At 59.5% G+C, this 20805-nt stretch carries 15 protein-coding genes and 2 pseudogenes; 11 read left to right on the plus strand and 6 right to left on the minus strand.

Annotated features, from left to right (window positions below; genetic code table 11):
* Positions 1–7: 7 nt before the first annotated feature.
* The gene (locus BZK31_RS04130; protein ID WP_083181453.1) at positions 8–1117 is read right to left on the minus strand and encodes a BMP family ABC transporter substrate-binding protein; all 1110 of its coding nucleotides are present in this window, start codon (positions 1115–1117) and stop codon (positions 8–10) included.
* Between the two features lie 15 nt (positions 1118–1132).
* Positions 1133–2941: an allophanate hydrolase gene (gene atzF / locus BZK31_RS04135; protein ID WP_083181454.1), complete on the minus strand. Its 1809-nt coding sequence runs from the start codon at positions 2939–2941 to the stop codon at positions 1133–1135.
* A 351-nt stretch (positions 2942–3292) separates the two neighbouring features.
* Here atzF and BZK31_RS04140 point away from each other — a divergent pair, with 351 nt between their 5' ends.
* On the plus strand, positions 3293–4156 hold the full coding sequence (locus tag BZK31_RS04140) for a DUF6694 family lipoprotein (protein ID WP_244182627.1): 864 nt from the start codon (positions 3293–3295) through the stop codon (positions 4154–4156).
* 94 nt (positions 4157–4250) lie between these two features.
* Here BZK31_RS04140 and BZK31_RS04145 read toward each other — a convergent pair whose 3' ends face one another.
* A complete protein-coding gene (locus BZK31_RS04145) occupies positions 4251–5147 on the minus strand; it encodes a GDP-mannose 4,6-dehydratase (RefSeq protein ID WP_083181458.1) in 897 nt (298 codons plus the stop codon).
* Entirely contained in the window at positions 5147–6178 is a 1032-nt protein-coding gene (gmd, locus tag BZK31_RS04150) for a GDP-mannose 4,6-dehydratase (protein ID WP_083181459.1), read from the minus strand. The genes BZK31_RS04145 and gmd overlap by 1 nt, the downstream gene beginning before the upstream one ends.
* A 455-nt stretch (positions 6179–6633) precedes the next feature.
* Here gmd and BZK31_RS30475 point away from each other — a divergent pair.
* Positions 6634–7269: pseudogene (locus BZK31_RS30475) on the plus strand (PAS domain-containing protein); the annotation flags it as partial.
* A gap of 153 nt (positions 7270–7422) precedes the next feature.
* Positions 7423–7857, plus strand: a pseudogene (locus BZK31_RS30480) (methyl-accepting chemotaxis protein); the annotation flags it as partial.
* Positions 7858–7949: 92 nt separating this feature from the next.
* Here BZK31_RS30480 and BZK31_RS04160 read toward each other — a convergent pair.
* Positions 7950–9521: an alkaline phosphatase D family protein gene (locus BZK31_RS04160; RefSeq protein ID WP_083181462.1), complete on the minus strand. Its 1572-nt coding sequence runs from the start codon at positions 9519–9521 to the stop codon at positions 7950–7952.
* A gap of 243 nt (positions 9522–9764) precedes the next feature.
* Here BZK31_RS04160 and BZK31_RS04165 point away from each other — a divergent pair, with 243 nt between their 5' ends.
* The 5 genes from BZK31_RS04165 to BZK31_RS04185 are packed head-to-tail and all read left to right on the plus strand — an operon-like array spanning position 9765 to position 15246.
* Positions 9765–10172 (plus strand): ExbD/TolR family protein, encoded by a 408-nt coding sequence (locus BZK31_RS04165; RefSeq protein ID WP_083181464.1) that lies wholly within the window; start codon positions 9765–9767, stop codon positions 10170–10172.
* A 2-nt stretch (positions 10173–10174) separates the two neighbouring features.
* A complete protein-coding gene (locus BZK31_RS04170) occupies positions 10175–10954 on the plus strand; it encodes an energy transducer TonB family protein (protein ID WP_083181465.1) in 780 nt (259 codons plus the stop codon).
* A 20-nt stretch (positions 10955–10974) separates the two neighbouring features.
* Positions 10975–13257: a TonB-dependent receptor gene (locus tag BZK31_RS04175; protein ID WP_083181467.1), complete on the plus strand. Its 2283-nt coding sequence runs from the start codon at positions 10975–10977 to the stop codon at positions 13255–13257.
* A gap of 25 nt (positions 13258–13282) precedes the next feature.
* Complete coding sequence (locus tag BZK31_RS04180; protein ID WP_083181468.1) at positions 13283–13933, plus strand: MotA/TolQ/ExbB proton channel family protein; 651 nt, start codon at positions 13283–13285, stop codon at positions 13931–13933.
* A gap of 56 nt (positions 13934–13989) precedes the next feature.
* A complete protein-coding gene (locus tag BZK31_RS04185) occupies positions 13990–15246 on the plus strand; it encodes a phospholipase D-like domain-containing protein (protein WP_083181470.1) in 1257 nt (418 codons plus the stop codon).
* Between the two features lie 52 nt (positions 15247–15298).
* Here BZK31_RS04185 and BZK31_RS04190 read toward each other — a convergent pair whose 3' ends face one another.
* Positions 15299–15772 carry a Dps family protein gene (locus BZK31_RS04190; protein WP_083181471.1) on the minus strand — a complete coding sequence of 158 codons (474 nt, stop codon included), beginning with the start codon at positions 15770–15772 and terminating at the stop codon, positions 15299–15301.
* A gap of 246 nt (positions 15773–16018) precedes the next feature.
* Between BZK31_RS04190 and mltA the strand changes: the two genes are divergently transcribed.
* The 3 genes from mltA (at position 16019) to bcsA (ending at position 20801) form a co-directional block, all read left to right on the plus strand.
* Complete coding sequence (mltA, locus tag BZK31_RS04195) at positions 16019–17191, plus strand: murein transglycosylase A (protein ID WP_083181473.1); 1173 nt, start codon at positions 16019–16021, stop codon at positions 17189–17191.
* 290 nt (positions 17192–17481) lie between these two features.
* Positions 17482–18585: a cellulose biosynthesis protein BcsQ gene (gene bcsQ / locus BZK31_RS04200; protein ID WP_083181474.1), complete on the plus strand. Its 1104-nt coding sequence runs from the start codon at positions 17482–17484 to the stop codon at positions 18583–18585.
* A complete protein-coding gene (gene bcsA / locus BZK31_RS04205; protein ID WP_083181476.1) occupies positions 18582–20801 on the plus strand; it encodes a UDP-forming cellulose synthase catalytic subunit in 2220 nt (739 codons plus the stop codon). Before bcsQ ends, bcsA begins: the two co-directional genes overlap by 4 nt.
* Positions 20802–20805 lie beyond the last annotated feature (4 nt).

The raw sequence follows: 20805 nt of genomic DNA on the forward strand, positions 1-20805 counted from the left end.
GCGCTCCTCAGATCTGGCCAACAACGCCTTCCACCAGATAATTCATGCTTTCCAGCGCAATATCGGTCTGGGCTTGAGCTACGCCGTCAGCGATCACCACGTTGCCCTTGTTGTCTTTGAGCGGGCCTCGGAAGATCACGAAACTGCCCGCCAGCATTTGCGCCTTGATGGCATCGGCTTTCTGCTTCGCTTCGGCAGTGACCGACGCGCCGTAGGCCGACGTTTTGACGAAGCCTTCCTTGAGGCCGCCCCGCAGGAAGTTGATCATCGGCGCGCCGCTCTGGATCGCCGCGACATGGGCGCGGTAGGGCGTTTCCCAGTTCCATTCGGCACCGGTCAGATAGCCTTTGGGCGCCAACGCGGCCTGGCTGGCGTGATAGCCGCAGGTCATCGCGCCGCGCTTTTCGGCGGTCTCGACGATCACCTTGGGACCGTCGACGTGACAGGTGAGCACGTCGCAACCCTGATCGATCAGGCTGTTGGCGGCTTCTGCTTCCTTGACCGGCAATGACCAGTCACCGGTGAAAATGACGGTGGTTACGATGCTTGGGTCCACCGAGCGGGCACCCATGGCAAATGCATTGAGGTTGCGCAGCACTTGCGGCACCGGTTTGGCGGCGACGAAGCCGAGCTTCCTGGACTTGCTCATGTGTCCGGCAATCACCCCGTTCAGGTACTGGGCTTCGTCGATATAACCGAAGAAGCTGCCAGCGTTCATCGGGTCGCGGCCTTCTTTCCACAGACCACCGCAGTGGGCGAAGCGCACGTCCGGGTATTTTTTCGCCACCTTGACCACATGCGGATCGAAGTAACCGAACGAGGTCGGGAAGATCAGCGTCGCGCCGTCCTGGCGGATCATGGCCTCCATGGTCTTTTGCACGGCCACGGTTTCCGGGACGTTTTCTTCCTCGATCACTTTGACGTTGGGCAGCGTCTTGATGATGGCGGCCGCCTGCGCGTGGGCCTGGTTGTACCCGAAGTCGTCGCGGGCTCCCACATAGATGAAACCCACCACCAACGGTGCATCGGCCGCATACACACGGCTGAACGGCAACGCCGCGCTGAGCCCGATAATGCCCGCCAGTTTGATGAAGCTGCGACGATCGACATTCGACATTGGTGCTACCCCTGATCAATGAGCCGTGGAAGAAGTGTTTTGAGCGGCGCGATAGGCGCGCCAGCCTTTGAATTCGGTGATGTCCAGCGCGCCCGCGAGCCCGTCGGGCTCGCAGATGAAACCCTTGACCCACTGACCGTCAGCCAACTGCAGCGAGCCGATGCCCAGTGGCGCGGGAATGGCGGCGACGAATGCGCCGAACAGGCTGAGGGGCATTTCCCAGACTTCCACCTCGATCTGCGCCCCATGCGCCGACACGCGCACCAGTCCGGGTTTTGCGGGCGTGGTGTTTGCCAGCGCATACAGGCGATAGTCCGCGCAGGTGTGGGTCAGGTTGCACAGACGAGCGCCGCCTTCCAGCAACTGCCAGTTGAGCGGTTGCCCCTGAAGATGCGCGCCGACCACGGCAACCCGCACGGTGGGAACAGTGAAGGGCAGAGGTGCCAGCGCCACGCTGTCGCGTTGATCGACCGTGCCGAAGTGGGCCTGCCAACCCGCCGCGATCTCGGCAAGACGCTGGTCAGCGCCCGCCGGACCGATCAGCGTGATACCCGCAGGCAGCCCGTCATCACGCCGATGCGCCGGAATAGCCAACGCACTCATGTTCATCAGGTTGACGAAGTTGGTGTAGTAACCGAGTTGCGAGTTGAGTTCGACCGGATTGGCCAGCACCGCCTCAATGGTCGGCATGCACGGCGCGGTCGGGACCACCAGCACATCGACATCGGCCAGCAACTCAGTGGCCGACCGGGTCAATTCGGCGAGTCGATAACGCGCCTTGAAGCCATCCACTGCATCGTACTGATCGGCGCTCTGCAGAATATTTCGCACCACCGGATGAATGTCCGCGGCACGGGTTTTGAAAAACTCACCGACCGCAGACCGCCGCTCGGCCACCCACGGGCCCTGATAGAGCAGGGCGGCTGCCTCTATAAAGACGTCGAAAGCCACGTAAGTCAGTTCGACCTGTGGGTCGCGCTCGAGCGATTCCAATGCCTTGTCGAACGCAGCGGCTGCCTGGGTATCGCCAAAAAACTCGCAGCGCTGCGGCACCGCGACCCGTCGCGTCCGACGCAGTACCGGCAAGGCCTGCACCGCCACGCTGCTGGAATCCAGAGCATCGAAATCTGCCATCACCTGCGCAACCTGCCAGGCCTGCGCCACATCGTTGGCAAAGATCGACGGGCAATCCAGCGTCCGACAGGCCGGCACCACGCCGCGACTGCTGAATAGCCCAAGGCTCGGTTTGAGCCCGACCACGCCGTTGAATCCCGCAGGCACCCGACCCGAGCCCGCCGTGTCCGTGCCCAGCGCAAAACACACATAACCTCGCGCCACAGCAACCGCGGAGCCCGAACTTGAGCCGCCGCTGACGTAGGCCGGATCACAGGCATTGCGCACTGCGCCATAAGGCGAGCGAACCCCCACCAGCCCGGTGGCGAACTGATCCAGATTGGTCTTGCCGATCAGAATCGCGCCGCTGTCCAGCAAGCGCTGCACCACATGCGCCGTGCCAGCGGCCTGATAGGCAAACGAAGGACAGGCAGCCGTGGTTGGCAAACCCGCGACATCGAAATTGTCCTTTACCGCAAAAGGGATGCCGAACAGCGGCAGCGTTTCATACAGCGAATCGCCCAGCTCTTCGGCAAGGCGATCCAGCACCTGCGCTCGTTCCAGCAGGCGAGCCAGTGGTTCCCGGTGAATCCAGACTTCCGGGCGGCCGTCGGCATCGATATACGAATGCACATCTTGCAGGAAGGCTGACAGGGTGATCTGACCAGAGCGTAATGACGTCTGAAGCGCGGCGATATCGAGAGCAGTCATGGGCGTGTTCATTCATGTATACAAGATTGAATGTGCCAGAGCAGGTTTCGTGCCGGGGAGTGTGAAAGCTTTGTTTTAGAGCGGGTCGTGTGTGTTTTTCCGTCGAAAGCCTGGAGGCGCTGCGCGCCATTGCCGGGCGCATTCATGAGGGGGTGCACAAAAAAGGAACGTGCTGGTGCGATCAAGCCCTAGGCTCTGTACGAAAGGTGGCTGCGCTCGGTGATGCTGCGTTAGAAACAGGCACGAAATGCGCATTTACAACACGTAGACTCCGCTTCCTTGCCTGTTTTTACCTTGCCTGACCTTCGCTCGCCCACTTTTCGTACAGAGCCTAAGACGCTTGAAGGGGGAATGATCTTTGTATTCCGTGCCGGCGTTTTGATATTCTGCGCGCCTATCAAGGAGGCAAGACTTATGCGCAGGACGGCGGTACTACTTTTATCGGCACTTATTTTGTCCGGCTGCGGAAAGCCAAAGCTTGATGGAAGCTCGAATGAGGCCTTGCAACAATCGATTTCCAAGGTCGTTGCAGGTATGTCGGAGGAGGAAAAAAACCAGTTCAAGGAAGACCTCCAGGTTGTCGCAATGACCAATCTGGATTTGCGTGCGGTGTTCACCGGGCAGAGCAGCACAGACCTCGCAAAGCAGAACATGCTCACCAGTCTTGACGGCAAAACTGCTGCCGAAGTCGGCGTCGAGGCGAAAAGAATTCTTGTCGAGCGTGCCAATCGAGAGCACGAACAAGCGGTTTCAGAAATAAACGCGTTGATGGAAAAGCAGAAGAACGCGCAAATCGCCAAGAATCACCTGTCGAAGTTCGCAGTTCCCAAGTCGGCTTTCTACATGAAGAAAGACAAATACTATGTGAAGCCTTACATCGATCTGTCTGTCGTCAACGGCACCGATCAGGTCATCTCCCGAGTTTATTTTATTGGCACCATCGCGACGCCAGGGCGCCCGGTTCCGTGGTTTAGTGAGCGGTTCAACTATGAAATCAGCGGTGGCCTGCAGCCTGGCGAAAGCGCCGACTGGACATTGGAAATGAACATGTTCAGCGATTGGGCCAAGATTCAGGCACCTGCCGGTGCGTTTTTCAGTGTCGAGGCTTACAGAATCGATGGCGCAGACAAGCAGCCAATCTATAACGCGGCAGGCTTGACCGAAAAGGAGCGCAATCGGCTGCAGGAGCTTCGGACTAAATTTGCAGCAAAATGACCGCGTCTCGCCAGCTCAGACAGGCGTCTGGCGGTATGACAAGCGAACGGTGCCTGCCCGACTGCCAGGGCAGGCCTGTGCGCAGACACCGAATTCAGTGAGCCGACAGCATCCAGCTCAACGTGTCATGCAGGTCCGGCGTGGTCCATCCCGGTACTGATGTTTTGAGACGGGCATTGCTTCCACACAACGTCTTCACTTCATTGTCCCGAATGAAATCAGGATTAACGCGAACCTCAATGTCGTGCCCGGTAATGCTCTTGCACATCTCGATCACTTCGCGCAGCGAATGAGTCACCCCTGAACACACGTTGATGGTCTGAGCCAGCGGCCGGGCCTCCAGCAAACCCCGATAAGCGCTGACGACAGCGCGCACGTCGCTGAAATCACGCCATACATCCAGGTTGCCCAGTTCGATGGTGCTTTCTCTTCTGACAAAGTGCGAGACGATCTTGGGCAGCAGAAAGTTTTCAGCCTGTCCGACACCTGTGTAGTTGAACGGACGGGTGATGACGAGCGGAAGCCTTGCGTGCCAGAGGCCCGCCATGTGTTCCATGGCCAGTTTGCTCACGGCATAGTCGTTGGCGGGCGCGGGTGGGGTGGTTTCATCCAGTACACCGGAAGACGCATTGCCGTAGACATTTGCACTGCTGGCGAGCAACACGCAGTCGGGCGTTTTACCGCTTGCCTCAATGGCCTCCAGCAAGTTTCGCGTCCCGATCAGGTTGACCTGATAGAAGGCTTCCGGAGACCCGTGACCTACGAATGCCAGTGCAGCGAGGTGTACGACGATGTCGGGCTGGATGTCGGCAAGCAGCGTGCAAAGCCCGTCGATGTCCTGTAGATCGACCTGATAATAGTTGTCGCTGTCCGACGGCTGACTGCCCATGCCGACTACCTCGCAACCCTGGGCGGCGAGTTCTGCGGCCATGAAGCTTCCCGTAAAACCGTGGATGCCCGTTATCAATGCGCGTTTACCGGCGATGCTCATCAGAAGGAAAAGCCCTTTTCATTTCGACGAAGATCCGCTTCAACCATCATGCGGCACAGTTCTTCCAGATTGGTCTTCGGTTCCCAACCCAACACTTCACGGGCTTTGGCAGGATTGCCGATCAACAGTTCCACTTCGGTAGGCCGATAGAACTTTGGATTGACCGAAACCAGGACCTTGCCGGTCGCCGCATCGATGCCGCGCTCGGTTTCCGCTTCGCCTTCCCACTGGATAGTCACGCCTGTGGCCTTGAACGCCATGCTCACGAAACTGCGCACGGTCTCGGTGCGGTTGGTGGCCAGAACGAAGCTGTCCGGGGTGTCCGCCTGCAGCATGCGCCACATGCCCTCGACGTATTCCTTGGCAAATCCCCAGTCGCGCTTGGCGTCCATATTGCCCAGTTCGAAGGACTCCATGAGCCCCATGTTTATCTTGGCGACCGAGTCGGTGATCTTGCGGGTCACGAATTCGCGACCGCGCAGCGGCGATTCGTGGTTGAAGAGAATGCCGCTGGCGCCAAAGATGCCGTAAGACTCGCGGTAATTGATGGTCATCCAGTGCGCATAAAGCTTGGCTACGCCATACGGGCTGCGCGGATAGAACGGCGTGCTCTCGACCTGAGGAATAGCCTGAACCTTGCCGAACATCTCCGAGGTGGACGCCTGATAAAAGCGGATTTTCGGATTCACGATCCGGATGGCCTCCAGCAGGTTGAGTGCGCCAATGCCGGTAATCTGCGCCGTCGTCAGAGGTTGCTCGAACGAAACGCCGACAAAACTCTGTGCCGCCAGGTTGTAGACCTCGGTGGCTTCGGTGTTCTGCAGCAGCCGTATGCTGGCGGACAGATCGGTCAGATCGTATTCGACCAGATGAAGGTTGGCGTTGTCCTGGATCCCCAATTCCTCTATGCGCCAGAAGTTGACGGAACTGGTCCGGCGGTAGGTGCCGTAAACGGTGTAGCCTTTTTCAAGGAGCAATTGCGCAAGGTAGGCGCCGTCCTGACCTGTGATGCCGGTAATGATCGCTTTCATAGGATGTGTTTTAACTCCAGCAAATAACGTATGTCCCGACGCTTTCGAGGTTGCCTGCGCGTCAAGCGAAGGGGCGGTTTCAGGGCGGAAGGCGTAGATACGATTTGCCTTGCCCAGTGGCCATCATGGCCATGCCGGTACAGGTTAGCCGGTGTAACGAGAATTTGCCGTGCTCACTCGAAGTGAAGAAACACGCCGTTCCTTCCGCTCATCGCAGACGCGTGGTTTCGCTTGCGATAGAAAATCGTGAGAATTCGTTACAGATGTGTTTGCCGTATCACAAAAAGCAAAATGCCTGACGGACTGCACTCATCCTGACTACGCTTATGCCGATAAGGTCGTACAACCCACGTATCGGTGCAGTCATGTTCAATACCCGCTTGAAAAAGGAATTACAGGCTCAACAGGCCGAGTTGTCGGTTTTTCGGCAGATGCAGAAGGGTATCGATGCCTGCATGGTGGGACTGGTACTTGATGCCAATAACCGCGTTGCTCACGCCAATGACAACTTTCTCAAGATGCTCGGCTACAGCAATGAGCAATTGGTAGGCAGGAATCTGGACGATCTGGTCCCGCCTTACGTCAAGCAGCTCGAGTGTTACCGAAACCTCAAGGCCGCCGTGCAGAAAGGCGAATCGGTCATCGACAATTACCGCTTTTTGCGCGCCGACGGCAGCCTGGCGTGGATACGGGCCATGTGGCAGCCGGTTCTCGATGAGACCGGCAAGTTGATGACGTTACAGTGCTATGGCTCCGACATCACCCAGACCGTCGAAACCGCCGCGGAAAACTCTGCCTTCATTCAGGCCTTGCTGCGCTCCACCGCAGTGATCGAGTTCGATCTGGGTGGGCATGTCCTGACGGCCAACGAACAGTTTCTGCGTGGGATGGGCTACAACCTGGGGCAGATCAGGGGCAAGCATCACAGCATGTTTTGCGACCCTCATGAGACGTCACAAACGGCATATAAGGATTTCTGGGCGACCCTGAACCGTGGCGAATTCGTTGCCAGCCGATTCAAGCGCGTTGACAGCAATGGCCGCGATGTCTGGCTTGAGGCCACTTACAACCCGGTCCATGATGCCCAGGGCAAACTCTATAAGGTGGTCAAGTTCGCAACCGTGGTGACCGATCAGGTCGCTCGCGAAGAAGACGTCAGCCAGGCGGCAAGCGTGGCCTTCGAAATTTCCCAGCAGACAGACGTCAGCGCTCAGCGCGGTGCCGACGTGGTGCAGAACACCGTGCAGACCATGCGCAAGATTTCCCAGGAAATGGAATCGGCGTCATCCGGCATCGAAGCGCTGGGCAAGCAGTCGCTGCTGATCAGCTCCATTGTGCAGACCATTGGCGGTATCGCCCAGCAGACCAACCTTCTGGCCCTCAACGCAGCCATCGAAGCGGCGCGTGCCGGCGAACAGGGCAGGGGCTTTGCGGTAGTGGCCGATGAAGTGCGGCAACTGGCAGGCCGAACCAGCGCCGCCACCGAAGAGATCGTCAGTGTCGTGCAGCAGAACCAGGCACTGGCAGACGAGGCCGTACGTGGCATGGCTAACAGCCGAACCCAGGCCGAACAGGGCTTGATGCTGGCTAACGAAGCCGGGTCGGTGATCGTCGAGATTCAGGAAGGGGCGAAACAGGTGGTGGGCGCGGTCGGGCGGTTTGCCAATCAGTTGAAGTAGTGGCGCAGTGTTTAGATCTTGCAACGCCGCTAAACGATAAGCCCCTTGTCTGCGGACAAAAGCGGGGGCGTTCACCGGGTTGGCGCAAAGCCCTAGACTTGCACCGCCCCGGTCTTTCCCGCGTCCACAACAAAGCGCTTGAGCGTCGATACGGTAGCCGCCGGGTCGAGCACGTCCGAGATCACTTGAAACCGTGTCTGCATCTGTCGCTCGCTCAGGTCCACCGATACATACCCGCGTTGACGGCTGTCGAAGAACTTGATGTGTGGGTTAAGCCCTAGTACCGAGTTGAAGGCTTCGAACGATGGTCCGCTGGAGGTCACCGAAGTGCCGACAAACTCGGTGGCGACGATTCTGGAGTCCGGATTGTTGGCGTCGGCATGCAGGTCGGTGGTCCAGAATGAATGGATGTCTCCGCCCCAGAACACCGGGTTGCGGGTCTGATGACGCTCCAAGGAGGCCAGCATGCGCTCGCGCGTTGCGATGTAGCCGTCCCAGCCGTCGGTCCAGCGGCCCAGTGCTTGAGTGTTCGGATTGCGCTGCGTCAGGGGCGCGACCAGCAGGTCCTGCGCGATGACATTCCATTGCCCTGGCGAGCGCGCAAAGCTGCGGTCCAGCCAGGTTTCCTGCTCCCAGCCGAGCATGGTGCGTTTCGGGTCGCGCAGGTCCGGGCAGTCATTACTCACGACGCGGCCTCCTCGGGTGACATTGGCCTGAAGGCAAGGTTGCTCGGAGCGGTACTGTCGACCGTCCAGCACGTTAAAACGTGCCAGCCGTCCGTAGTCGAGATGTCGATAAATACGCATGTCAGCACCTTTTGGCAGACTGCTGGCGCGCAAGGGCATGTGCTCGTAAAACGCCTGGTAGGCGGCGGCTCTGCGACGCAGAAAGCTTCCTGTCGAGACGCGTGGATCCTGCGACCACTGGGCGGCGTAGTCATTCTGCACTTCATGATCATCCCAGGTGGCTACACATGGCGCGCAGGCATGCAGCGCCTGCAGGTCCGGGTCGGTCTTGTACTGGGCATAGCGGTTGCGGTATCCGGCCAGATCGATCGGTTCCGACGTTAGATGACGGCGTGGAACATTGGCGTTTTGCGGAGCAACGCCTGACTCGTAAATGTAGTCGCCCAAAAAGAACACCAGGTCCGGACGCTCATTGGCCAGATGTCGGTACGCGCTGAAATACCCGGCCTCCCAGTGCGAGCAGGAAACGAACCCGAACCGGGCCGTTGGCATGGCTGCCAATGGCGGTAACGTGCAGGCTTGGCCTACCATGCTTTGCGCCCCCAGGCTTTCGAACTGATACCAGTAATGCCGACCGGGCTGCAAGCCGCTCACTTCCACATGCACCGAATGCGCAAAACGCGGTTGAGCCGTGGCCTGCCCGGTGCGAACGATCCGGGTCATTGCCGCGTCGCTGGCAATTTTCCAGCGGACCGCCACTGGTTTGTGCAGACCGCCGTCACCCGGGGCGGTCGTCACCTGCGGGGCCAACCGGGTCCAGATCACGAAGCCATCCGGCAGCGGATCCCCGGATGCCACGCCCAGCGTGAACGGATAATCGACACCCGCACTGCGGGCAAACGGGCTGAGGATCGAGAACAGGGCGGCACCGGCCACACCGGTGATGATGCGACGACGATCCGGATCGAAATCAGTCATGACGCGCCTCCGAAGATTCGTACTGCGAGCGCAATAGCCCGAACACCAGCATGTCCTTGAACACGCCGTCTAATTAAATGCCCGAATCTGCCCAGCTTGAATGTCGGTTTCGTGACAGATGCAAGAATCCTTCAAGTGTCACGAAATGTGCGATTCAGAGACACGCAACGGTCATTGAAAACTAACCGGTCGGACATATTCGGTTGCTAGATTCTCGGCCTCTGACAAGTGGCGGATGACGGCATGAGAACGTGGGACGAACCCAGGAAACGCAAGGCGCACATCGAACTGATCCCGATGATCGACGTGATGATGTTTCTGCTGGTGTTTTTTGTACTGGTGAGCCTGAACGTGATTCCGGCGCTGGGCATGAAGACTCAGTTGCCCAGCGCCAGCAGTGCCCAGCAGCTCAAGCCGCAGAACAAGTCGATTCTCACGTTGGGGCTTAACGGCGAGCTGCAACTCGACGGCAAGGCAACCACGGTCGACGCCCTTGTGCCTGCGTTGAAAGCGCTGGAAAAACCCGACACCAAAACCACCATCATCGTTAACAGCGACAAGGGCGTTGAAGTGGCGCGTCTGGTCGAAATCATGGACACCCTGCGCCTGGGTGGTTTCACGTCCGTGTCCATCGCCACGCGTAAATCCTGATCATGTACGTCCTGTTTCGCATGCGTCAGTGGCTGGGCGGCTTGCCTGCCCTGCTGGCGCTCGTCGCAATCGTGATGGGCATGCAGACCCGGCCTTTGAAAGTGGAACCGGTCTACGACGAGTCGGCCGTAGAGCTGGCATTGGTCGAACCGCAGCCGCCTGAACCTGCGCCTGAGCCTGTCGTGCCGCCAGAGGTTCAACCCTTACAGCCCGATGAGTCGCCGCCGCCTCTGCCTGTCGTTGACAGCGAAGAGGCCGAGCCGCCGCCTCCGCCGCCCAGACCCGTTCCTAAACCTGAGCCCAAGCCGAAACCTGAGCCCAAGCCAGAACCCAAACCTCGTCCGAAACCCGTGCCCAAGCCAGCGCCTGCGGCAGCCAAACCGGTCGAGCCGATGCCCGCGCCGCGCCCGGCGGTGGCCAGCGCGCCTGCTGCGGTGGCGCCGCCTGCGCCACCTTCACCGCCCAAGGTCGACACGCAAGGGCTGGAAGGCGGTTACCTCAAAGGTTTGCGCAACGAACTGGACGGCTACAAGCAGTACCCCACCGGACGCCAGGCATCGCTGGAGCGCCCGAGCGGTGAGGTGGTCGTCTGGCTGCTGGTTGATCGTCAGGGACGCGTGCTGGATTCCGGCATTCAGAGTCAGGCCTCCAGCATGCTGCTCAACCGTGCAGCGACCAGCAGCCTGCGACGCATCAAACAGGTCAAGCCATTTCCCGAACAAGCTTTTTGCGGACGCAGCGAGCAGCGCTTCACCGCTACCTTCAACTACAGCGTGCAGTAGTACTGACAAGGAACAATGTGATGAAGCTTTCCAGGATTCACCTTGCGTTGGTCGCCGCCGGTATGAGCCACGGCATGGTCATGGCTGACACGGATGCCAGTGATGTCGGCACCATTGGCGTACAAGGCAGAGCGACCGCAGGCGGCGGCTACATGGTCCAGGAGGACAGCATCAAGGCGCGCTCCACGGTGACCAAAGAAGCACTCGACAAGCAGACGGCGACAGGCAACGCGATCGACAAGCTCAAATATACGCCCGGATTGAACATATCGAGCGAAGACGCCACAGGCCTCTCCGGCTTCCGCTTCACGATGCGGGGTCTTAATTCCGATCAGGTCGGGATGTCGGTAGACGGCATGCCGATCAACGACTCCGGCAACTACGCGCTGTATTCAAACCTGCTGGGCGACCCGGAAAATATCGATCAGATTTTCGTGACTCAGGGCTCTGCCGAAAGCGACGGACCGCACATTGGCTCGAGCGGCGGCAATATCGGCATCGTAACGATCCGGCCGACCAGGGAGACTGGCGCATTCGTCAAACAGACGGCAGGCAGCAATGGTACCTACAAGACCTTCGCCAGGCTGAATACCGGCGAGGTCAACGGGCTGAGCAACTGGCTGTCGCTGTCGCACACCGAGGGCGAGAAGTGGCGTGGTGACGGTGCGGTTCGCGCTGACAAGGTCGAATGGAACAGCTTTTTTGACATGGGCTCGGGCAATACCGCCAACCTGATCCTCAAGTACCACGAGCAGGACAACAACAGTTACAGCCAGTTAACCAAAAGCCAGTTTCAGCAGAACGGTCGCAAGTTCGACCCGTACCCCTCCACGCCGACATTGGGCAGCAATGGCAAACTGTCCAGCTATTACGAGTTGGCACAGAACCCGTTCCAGACGTTTACCAGCGTGCTCAATACCCAGTTCAAACTGGCCGATAACGTCTCGCTGTCGGTCATCCCGTATTATTTCTGGGGCAACGGCAGCGGCGTGGCGAGTTCTTCCTTTGCGCTCAACCGAGGCTCCAGTCAAGGTGGCGTCTTCGACCTGAGCAACCTGCCGACCGCCGCAGCCTACAACGCCGATGGTTCGTCGACGACGGGCGTTTACTACCGGCCTTCGCGCACGCAAACCTGGCGTCCAGGCATCACCACCAAGCTGAACTGGGACGTCAACGACGAGCACAGCGTGCAGGTCGGCTATTGGTACGAGCGCGCGCGTCAGTTGCAGACTCAGCCCTTCATACGGCTGAAGAGCAATGGCAAGCCGGAGAGCATCTGGCCTGATTCGGACTACATGGTCGATGCCAACGGCAACGAGATTCAGGGCCGTGACCGCTACACCGTGACGCCCGCGCAAAAAGTCTGGGCGCAGGACACCTGGTACTTCGCCCCTGACTGGACCCTGATCGGCGGGCTGGCCTACATGAATGTCGAACGGGAAGGGGATAACCACGGCAGCCTGACCGAGCGCCCGGAAAAACGCGATCAGACCTATAACAAGCTGTTGCCCAACGTCGGCCTCAAATACCAGCTGGATGAGCGCGATCAGTTGTTCTATAGCCTGTCGCGCAATATGCGGGTGCCACAGAACTACGTGCTTTACGATCAGGGTGCAGGCTCGATCGACAGCAAGCCGGAAACCAGCTGGAACCATGAGCTGGGCTGGCGCTTTACCGATCAGGACATGACCCTGGCAGCGACGCTGTTCTACATGCAGTTCAAGGATCGGCAAGTGTCGTCTCGGGACATCAATGGTGATTTCGCGGACATCAACGCCGGTGCCGTGGACAACAGCGGTCTGGAGCTGGAATGGAGCGGCCTGTTACCCCATCACTTCAACTACTACACCTCTTATACCTATACCCGCGCCAGACAGAAGGATGACCTGACGGTTTTCAATAACGGCGCGGCCATTGACCTGCCGACCAGCGGCAAGCAATTCGCCAACGTGCCGAAGAACATGCTGGCGGCCAACCTGGGTTACGACGACGGCAGCTACTACGGCACCTTCGGCGGCAAGCTGACCAGCAAGCTCTATGGTGACCTGACCAACGATGAAAGCATCCCCGGCCGCGCCATTTTCAATCTGGGTGCCGGTATCTACCTGCCCGTAGACAAGAAAGTCGTCAAGGACGCGACCCTGCGACTGAACGTCGACAACCTGTTCGACAAGAAATACCTGGACGGCGTGTACACCACCAAGACCAACGCGGCGACCTACAGCGGTTTCCGCGATGGCGACCCGGCCTACATCGTCGGCGTGGAGCGTACGGTCACCGTCTCTCTGGAAGCCAACTTTTAACGATCATCGACCCGAGGTCTGCGTCATGGATATGAATCAGCTGCACGACATCACGTTCTATGTGATGTACGCCGCCATCGCGATCGCGATTTTCGTCGCCATCGAACGGGGCATTTATTTCGCCTATGTACGCCGTCAGGTTCGCGATCTGCAAGCCGCGCTGAAGGCGTCCGTGCACAGTGAAAAGGATCTGCCCGAAACACTGACGCGTCGGTCCGGCCTGCCGCTTGAGATGGTCTTGCCGGTCCTGGCGCAAAAAAATGCGCAGGGTTCTCGCAGGGATCTGGATGACGTCATCGAAACCCAGTACCTGAGCACTCGGGCGCCGCTGTCCCGTAGCCTGTGGCTGATCGAAACCATTACCACCGCCGCTCCGTTACTGGGCCTGCTGGGGACCATTCTGGGAATCATCGACACGTTCAAGGCCTTGGCCAGCGCGGGTGTATCGGATCCGGGGCAGATTTCCGCCGGCATCGGTACGGCGCTTTACGCCACGGGACTGGGCATTGCCATCGCATTATTCTGCGTGGTGTTTCACAACTTCTTTCAGAACAGCCTGGAGCGTATCAACGATCAGCTCAAGATTCTGCTGATCCGTGCTGCCAGCGGCGCGCGGGTTCAGGATGAAACGGCCCATCCGGTCGCTGCAGCCCCGCTGAACTACCGGACGGCCTGAACGCACGCGGCGTGCGTCTCTGATGCGCGTCGGTGGATACCAGCAACGGGATACTTATGGCCTTCACATTCTTTTTTCGCGACCGGCAGCGTCTGCGCCACGTCAGTCTGACGGTCGCGTTCTGGTTGTTGAGTTCGGTTGCTCACGCCGGGTTTGCTATCAAGGGCTTCGAACTGGTCCACACCGTTCCGGTAGGCACCGATCTTCAAACGCCCGATCTGCGTACGCCGGGCGAGGTATGGTGCGAGCTGTTCGACAGCGCACGACAGCGCATCGACATCGAGCAGTTCTACGTGGCCGACCAGTCCGGCTCGGTCATGGAGAAGGTTATCGAAAGTCTGCGGGCTGCCGGGCAGCGCGGCGTTCATATCCGCTTTCTTCTTGAAGAGAAAGGCTTGAAGCTTTCCGATCCGGCAACGCTTGAACGGCTGCGCGCCATTCCTAACCTCACATTGCAGGTGCTGCCTTACGCCAGGCTGACGGGCAGTGGCATCATTCACGCCAAGTTTTTTGTGGTGGATAGCCAGCAGGCGTTCATCGGGAGCCAGAACTTCGACTGGCGCTCGCTCGAACACATCCATGAAACGGGGCTGCGCGTGAGTGAGCCGAGTCTGGTGCGACAGGTCCAGGCCATCTTCGATCAGGATTGGCGTGCGCAGGCGGCGCTTGCCGAGGGTAGAACGGTGCCGATGCCTGCGGGCACTGCTTCGCCTGTGGATAATCATGTGCCTGTGGGTAACTACCTGGTCGCCAGCCCGCAACGCTACAACCCGCACGGCGTTGTCGATTCGCAAATCGAGCTGCCGCGTTTGCTGGCCGAAGCCAGGCGCGAGGTGCGCGTGCAACTGCTGGACTACGCCCCGTTGTCCTACGGGCCGGACGAGAGCCGACCCTATTATCCGGTGATCGACAACGCCATCCGCAGTGCGGCGGCCCGCGGCGTGTCGATCAAACTGATGGTTTCAGACTGGAACACCGGCATGCCGGAGGTGGCATACCTGAAGAGCCTGGCGCTGGTGCCCAACGTGCAAGTACGGATCGTCACGCTGCCCATCGCCGCACAAGGTTTCATTCCCTACGCGCGGGTGATTCACAGCAAAACGATGGAGATCGATGATCAGGTCGCGTGGGTCGGGACCAGCAACTGGCTCGGTGGTTACCTCGACAATTCGCGCAATCTGGAAGTGGTGATGCATGACAGTGGCATGGCCAAACGTATTGGCGAGTTGCACCGCCAGCTGTGGGACGGGCCGTATGCGAGTCCGCTGGATATCAATCGTGATTATCCCACGCCGCACCCCGGCCAGCCGTGACGGTGATGCACATCTGGCACCCTTCAATGAGCGGATGCCAGACGCACAACCATCAATTTCCTTCCAGCAACGTACGCAGCATCCACGCGGCCTTTTCGTGCACTTGCATGCGTTGGGTCAGCAGGTCGGCGGTAGGTTCGTCGCTGACTTTTTCCAGCAGAGGGAACAGACCGCGTGCGGTGCGGACCACGGCTTCCTGGCCTTCCACCAGTTGTTTGATCATTTCAGCAGCGTCCGGGACGCCGGGCTCTTCCTTGATTGAAGACAAGCGAGCGTAGGTTGCATAAGTGCCGGGTGCCGGGAAGCCCAGTGCGCGGATTCGCTCGGCGATGGAGTCCACCGCAGTGGCCAGTTCCGTGTACTGCTCTTCGAACAGCAAGTGCAAGGTGCGGAACATCGGGCCGGTGACGTTCCAGTGAAAGTTATGGGTTTTCAGGTACAGCACATAGGTGTCGGAAAGCAGGTGCGACAAACCGTCGACGATCTGTTGGCGATCCTGTTCGTTGATGCCGATTTCAATACGCATATCAGTCCTCAATGGGTCAGATGATTCAAAAGTTGGGTTCATTCTAGAAAGGGCAGGCTTGCGGCGGAAATCACCGTTGCCAATGACGGTCATCCACACAACCTATGGGATGAACAGGGCCGCGCCCTGTCCATCAAGCCTCGATGGGATGTTTCAGAAATACCCCACTAGGTGACAGCGCTCGCTTGGGCCACAATGACGCTTTTTACCCTCATGCCTGCTGCGGCTGTATAAGGATTCGCGCTGATGACGATCTCTTTCAAACCCTGGCAACGCCGTTTGACGCTGGCTTTGCCGCTGCTTGCAATGCTGGCGGCGTGTGACAAATCCGACAAGCCCGCCCCCGCACCCAAACCGCCGCACACCACTTACGTTCAGGCCGACTGGGACGCGCTGCCCGCGGTGTCCGATGCCGACTTGCAGGCTGGATTCGCATCGTGGCGCAGCGCCTGCACGCGGCTGAAGGCGGATGCGGTCTGGGGACCGACCTGTGGCGCCGCGAACGGCCTGGCGACTGCGCCGGGGCCTGAAGAGATTCGTACCTTTCTGCACGATCAACTGCAGGTCTACAGCCTGCGCGCCGACAATGGCAGCGCCGACGGTTTGATCACCGGCTATTACGAACCGGTCTACCCCGGCAGCCTTACGCAGACCGAGACCGCCAACGTGCCGGTGTATGGCGTTCCGGACGATCTGATTGTGGTCAATCTGGACAGTGTCTATCCCGAGCTCAAAGGCAAGCGTCTGCGTGGACGTCTTGAAGGTCGCGTGCTCAAGCCCTATGACGATGCCGCCACCATCGGCGCGCAGGGGCTGAATGCACCGATCGTGGCCTGGTTGACCGATCCGATGGACTTGCAGTTTCTGCAGATTCAGGGCTCGGGCCGCGTGCGGCTGGACGATGGCTCGCAACTTCGGCTGGCGTATGCCGACCAGAACGGCCGCCCTTATCGCGCCATCGGGCGATGGCTGGTGGAGCAGGGCCAGTTGAAGAAGGAAGAGGTGACCATGGGCGCCATTGCCGCCTGGGCCAAGGCGAACCCGCAACGTGTTCCCGAGTTGTTGGGCAGCAATCCGAGCTATGTGTTCTTCGGCCGTAACCCGGACAGCAATGAAGGCCCACGCGGCTCGCTCAACGTGCCGCTGACGGCTGGCTATAGCGTGGCGATCGACCGTAAGGTGATTCCGTTGGGCAGTCTGCTGTGGTTGTCCACGACGCGTCCGGATGGCAGCAGTGTGGTCCGTCCGGTGGCCGCCCAGGACACTGGCGGTGCCATTGCCGGTGAAGTCCGGGCGGATCTGTTCTGGGGAACGGGCGAGGAGGCGGGCAAGCTGGCTGGCGACATGAAGCAGAAAGGTAATATCTGGCTGCTATGGCCCAAGAATATGCCGCTTCCTCAAGTGGCTGAAACCCCATAAAACAAGCAAATTATTGAGTTTGCTATCAACCTTTCCGTGCGGATGAATGGCGCCCATCAGGTCATTTATCCGTACGCGACATGTCACTTGCCTCGCGCTCCTTTCAAGTCATTCAAAACCACGGTTTTTCAGCGCCAATAATATGACTTATGTTCGCCAATTTACCGCTCGTCGGTGGATTGTAGTTGTCATATAGCATTTTATTGACACCATCATAGTGATATTACACATTAGTATTAATGCTTTTCAGCTGGGTCTGTGGTTGAGGACCTTCATCGAGGTTTTACTGAATGAATCGTGCTGATGATGTGGCTAGTTTGTTTCAGCGTTTTGGCGCGAGTTCTGACAGTTACTTTGAGATCGAAAACGACCTGGATTACCAGGAAACACCCGCTGCTCCAAAGCCAGTCGTGGCGCTGCAACGCGTGATCAATCCGGTGGTGTTGCAAGCGCCGCTGCCGCAACCGCCCGTTGAAAAACCGTTGCCGCCTCAAGCTGCGCCTCTGGCCCACCTGCTGACCGAAGTCGCCCAGGCGCGCCAGGCAGAAGCGCTGGCGCGCAACCATGAAGCCCTGACGCAATCGCTGCCCAAGGACGAGCCGTTGAAGACGCCGGCACACGTGATCGCTGTGATCGCGGCCAAAGGCGGGGTTGGCAAAAGTACCGTATGTGCCGCGCTGACCAGTTCGATGAAGTTGCCAGGTGGCATGACCCTGGCCATCGACCTCGACCCGCAGAACGCGCTGCGTCATCACCTCAATGTCAGTCCGGATATCGCGGGGCTGGGGGATGCCAGTCTGAGCGGGGAAAACTGGCGTGAATTGTTGCTGCCAGGTTCAGCCGACACGCACGTGCTGCCCTACGGTTCGCTCAAGCCGGACGAGCGTCGCGCCCTGCAGCATTTTCAGGAAAACGACCCCGACTGGCTGACGCGCCAGATCGCCCGCATGCAATTGAGCGCCCGCGATGTGGTGCTGCTCGATGTGCCGTGTGGCGATTCACAAGCACTGCAGCAGGCCCTGAAAGTAGCCAGCCAGATTCTGGTGGTGCTCACCGCCGACGCCGCTTGCTACCTGACCCTCGATCAGGTGCAAGGGTGGGTCGAGCCGACGCTGGCGAACCGACAGCCGCCCGCTTGCGATTACGTCATCAACCAGTTCGATGCCTCGCGCACGTTCTGCCGCGACATGCGTGAAGTGATGTCGCGTCGTCTGGGTGAGCGTCTGCTGGGCACCGTACACAAGGACGATGCGCTCGCAGAAGCCCTGGCGTACGGCCATAACCCGGTGCTCGCGCCGGGTGCCGCTCAAGGCACTCAGGACCTGCTGATGCTGGGCCACACGTTGATTTCCCGTCTGCTCGATCAGGATATTCAAGGGACTGCAGTGTCATGACCGACCTGTCACTCGACGTGTCCGCACCCCGGACACGCACTTCGCTGTGGCTGAATGCCTGGCGAACCGGCTTCGTCAGTCTGCCGAACCGCCTGCAGCGAATCCTCAAAACCACAGCGGCGGTCGTCGGTCTGCTGCTGATGGCGCTGGTCATCACCGTGCCGCTGGACCTCTACGCCCAGTGCATCTTCGGGCTCGCGTGCTTCGCCGCGATGCTGATGATTCGCAGGCTGCCCGGCCGCATTCCGGTGCTGGCGCTGGTCGTCCTGTCACTGCTCGCTTCGTTGCGCTACATGTACTGGCGTCTGACCTCGACCCTGGATTTCGAGAACTGGCTGGACAGCCTGCTGGGCTACGGCCTGGTCGTGGCCGAGTTCTATACGCTGGTGGTGATCGTGCTGGGCTACGTGCAGACCGCATGGCCGCTGCACCGCAAGCCGGTGATCATGCCCAGCGACATCCGTGAGTGGCCGACGGTGGACGTGTTCATTCCGTCCTACAACGAAGCGCTGAGCATTGTGAAACTGACGATCTTTGCGGCGCAGTCCATGGACTGGCCGAAAGACAAGCTGCGGGTTCATGTCCTGGATGACGGTCGGCGTGAAGACTTTCGCGAGTTCTGCGAGCAGATCGGCGTGGGCTACGTGACGCGTGACAACAATCGGCACGCCAAGGCCGGCAACCTGAACGAAGCGCTCAAGGTTACCGATGGCGAATACGTCGCCATGTTCGATGCCGACCACGTGCCGACCCGCTCCTTTCTGCAAGTCACCATGGGCTGGTTTCTCAAGGACCCGAAGCTTGCGATGCTGCAGACGCCACACTTCTTTTTCTCTCCGGATCCGTTCGAAAAGAACCTCGACACCTTCCGCACCGTGCCCAACGAAGGCGAGCTGTTCTACGGCTTGCTGCAGGACGGCAACGACCTGTGGAACGCTACGTTTTTCTGTGGCTCCTGTGCCGTTCTGCGTCGCTCCTCGCTGCTGGAAATCGGCGGCGTCGCCACCGAAACCGTGACCGAAGACGCGCACACCGCGCTCAAGCTCAACCGTGCCGGTTACAACACCGCTTACCTGGCGATCCCGCAGGCGGCGGGCCTGGCCACTGAAAGCCTGTCGCGTCACGTGGCCCAGCGCATCCGTTGGGCGCGGGGCATGGCGCAGATTTTTCGCACCGACAATCCGTTTCTGGGCAAGGGCCTGTCGCTGGGCCAGCGGCTCTGTTACGCCAACTCCATGCTGCACTTTTTCTACGGCCTGCCGCGTCTGGTGTTTCTGACCGCGCCGCTGGCCTATCTGCTATTCGGCGCGCAGATCATGCACGCCTCGGCGCTGATGATCACCGCCTACGTCATCCCGCACATCCTGCATGCGAGCCTGACCAACTCGGCGATTCAGGGCCGCTTCCGGCATTCTTTCTGGAACGAGGTCTACGAGGCAGTGCTGGCCTGGTACATCATGGGCCCGGTTCTGATGGCGCTGGTCAATCCGAAATTCGGTGGTTTCAACGTCACCGACAAGGGCGGCGTGATCGAGGAGCAGTTCTTCGACTGGAAGCTGGCGCGGCCTTACATCGTGCTGCTGACCCTGAACGTAGTGGTCTTCGGCATCGGCCTGATGACCCTCTATGAGCTGGGCTGGAACAACGATGCGATCACGCTGACGATCGTGATCAACATGGCCTGGACGATCTACAACATCATCATCACCAGCGCGGCAATTGCCGTGGCCAGCGAGATTCGGCAGGTGCGCGCCGAACCCCGCGTGCAGGCCAAACTGCCGATCCGCATTACGCGGGCCGACGGCGTGGCGTTCGACAGCACCACCCAGGATTTCTCGCAGACCGGGCTGGGCCTGGTGTTGCCCGCCAATGCCGGAATCCAGAGCGGCGACACCATCACGGTTTCGCTGTTTCGCGGCGCGCAGAGCAACGATTTTCCGGCCAGGGTGATGTTCTGCCGCGACGGCTATCTGGGCGCCCGTTTCGACGATTTATCGCTGCGCCAGCAGAGCGAACTGGTGCGCCTGACCTTCGGGCGTGCCGACACCTGGGCGTCGACCTGGGGGCATGGCAAGCGGGATACGCCGCTGATGGCGTTGCGCGAAGTCAGCCATATCGGCGTTCGCGGCATCGTCGAGCTGCTCAAGGCCACCCGCAAAGACTTCGCCAGGCTATTGCCGTTACGCAAAAGACCTTCTTCCCCTCCCGCTAACTGATGGA

This window comes from Pseudomonas floridensis (assembly GCF_002087235.1).
In the GTDB taxonomy this organism is placed as follows: Bacteria; Pseudomonadota; Gammaproteobacteria; order Pseudomonadales; family Pseudomonadaceae; genus Aquipseudomonas; species Aquipseudomonas floridensis.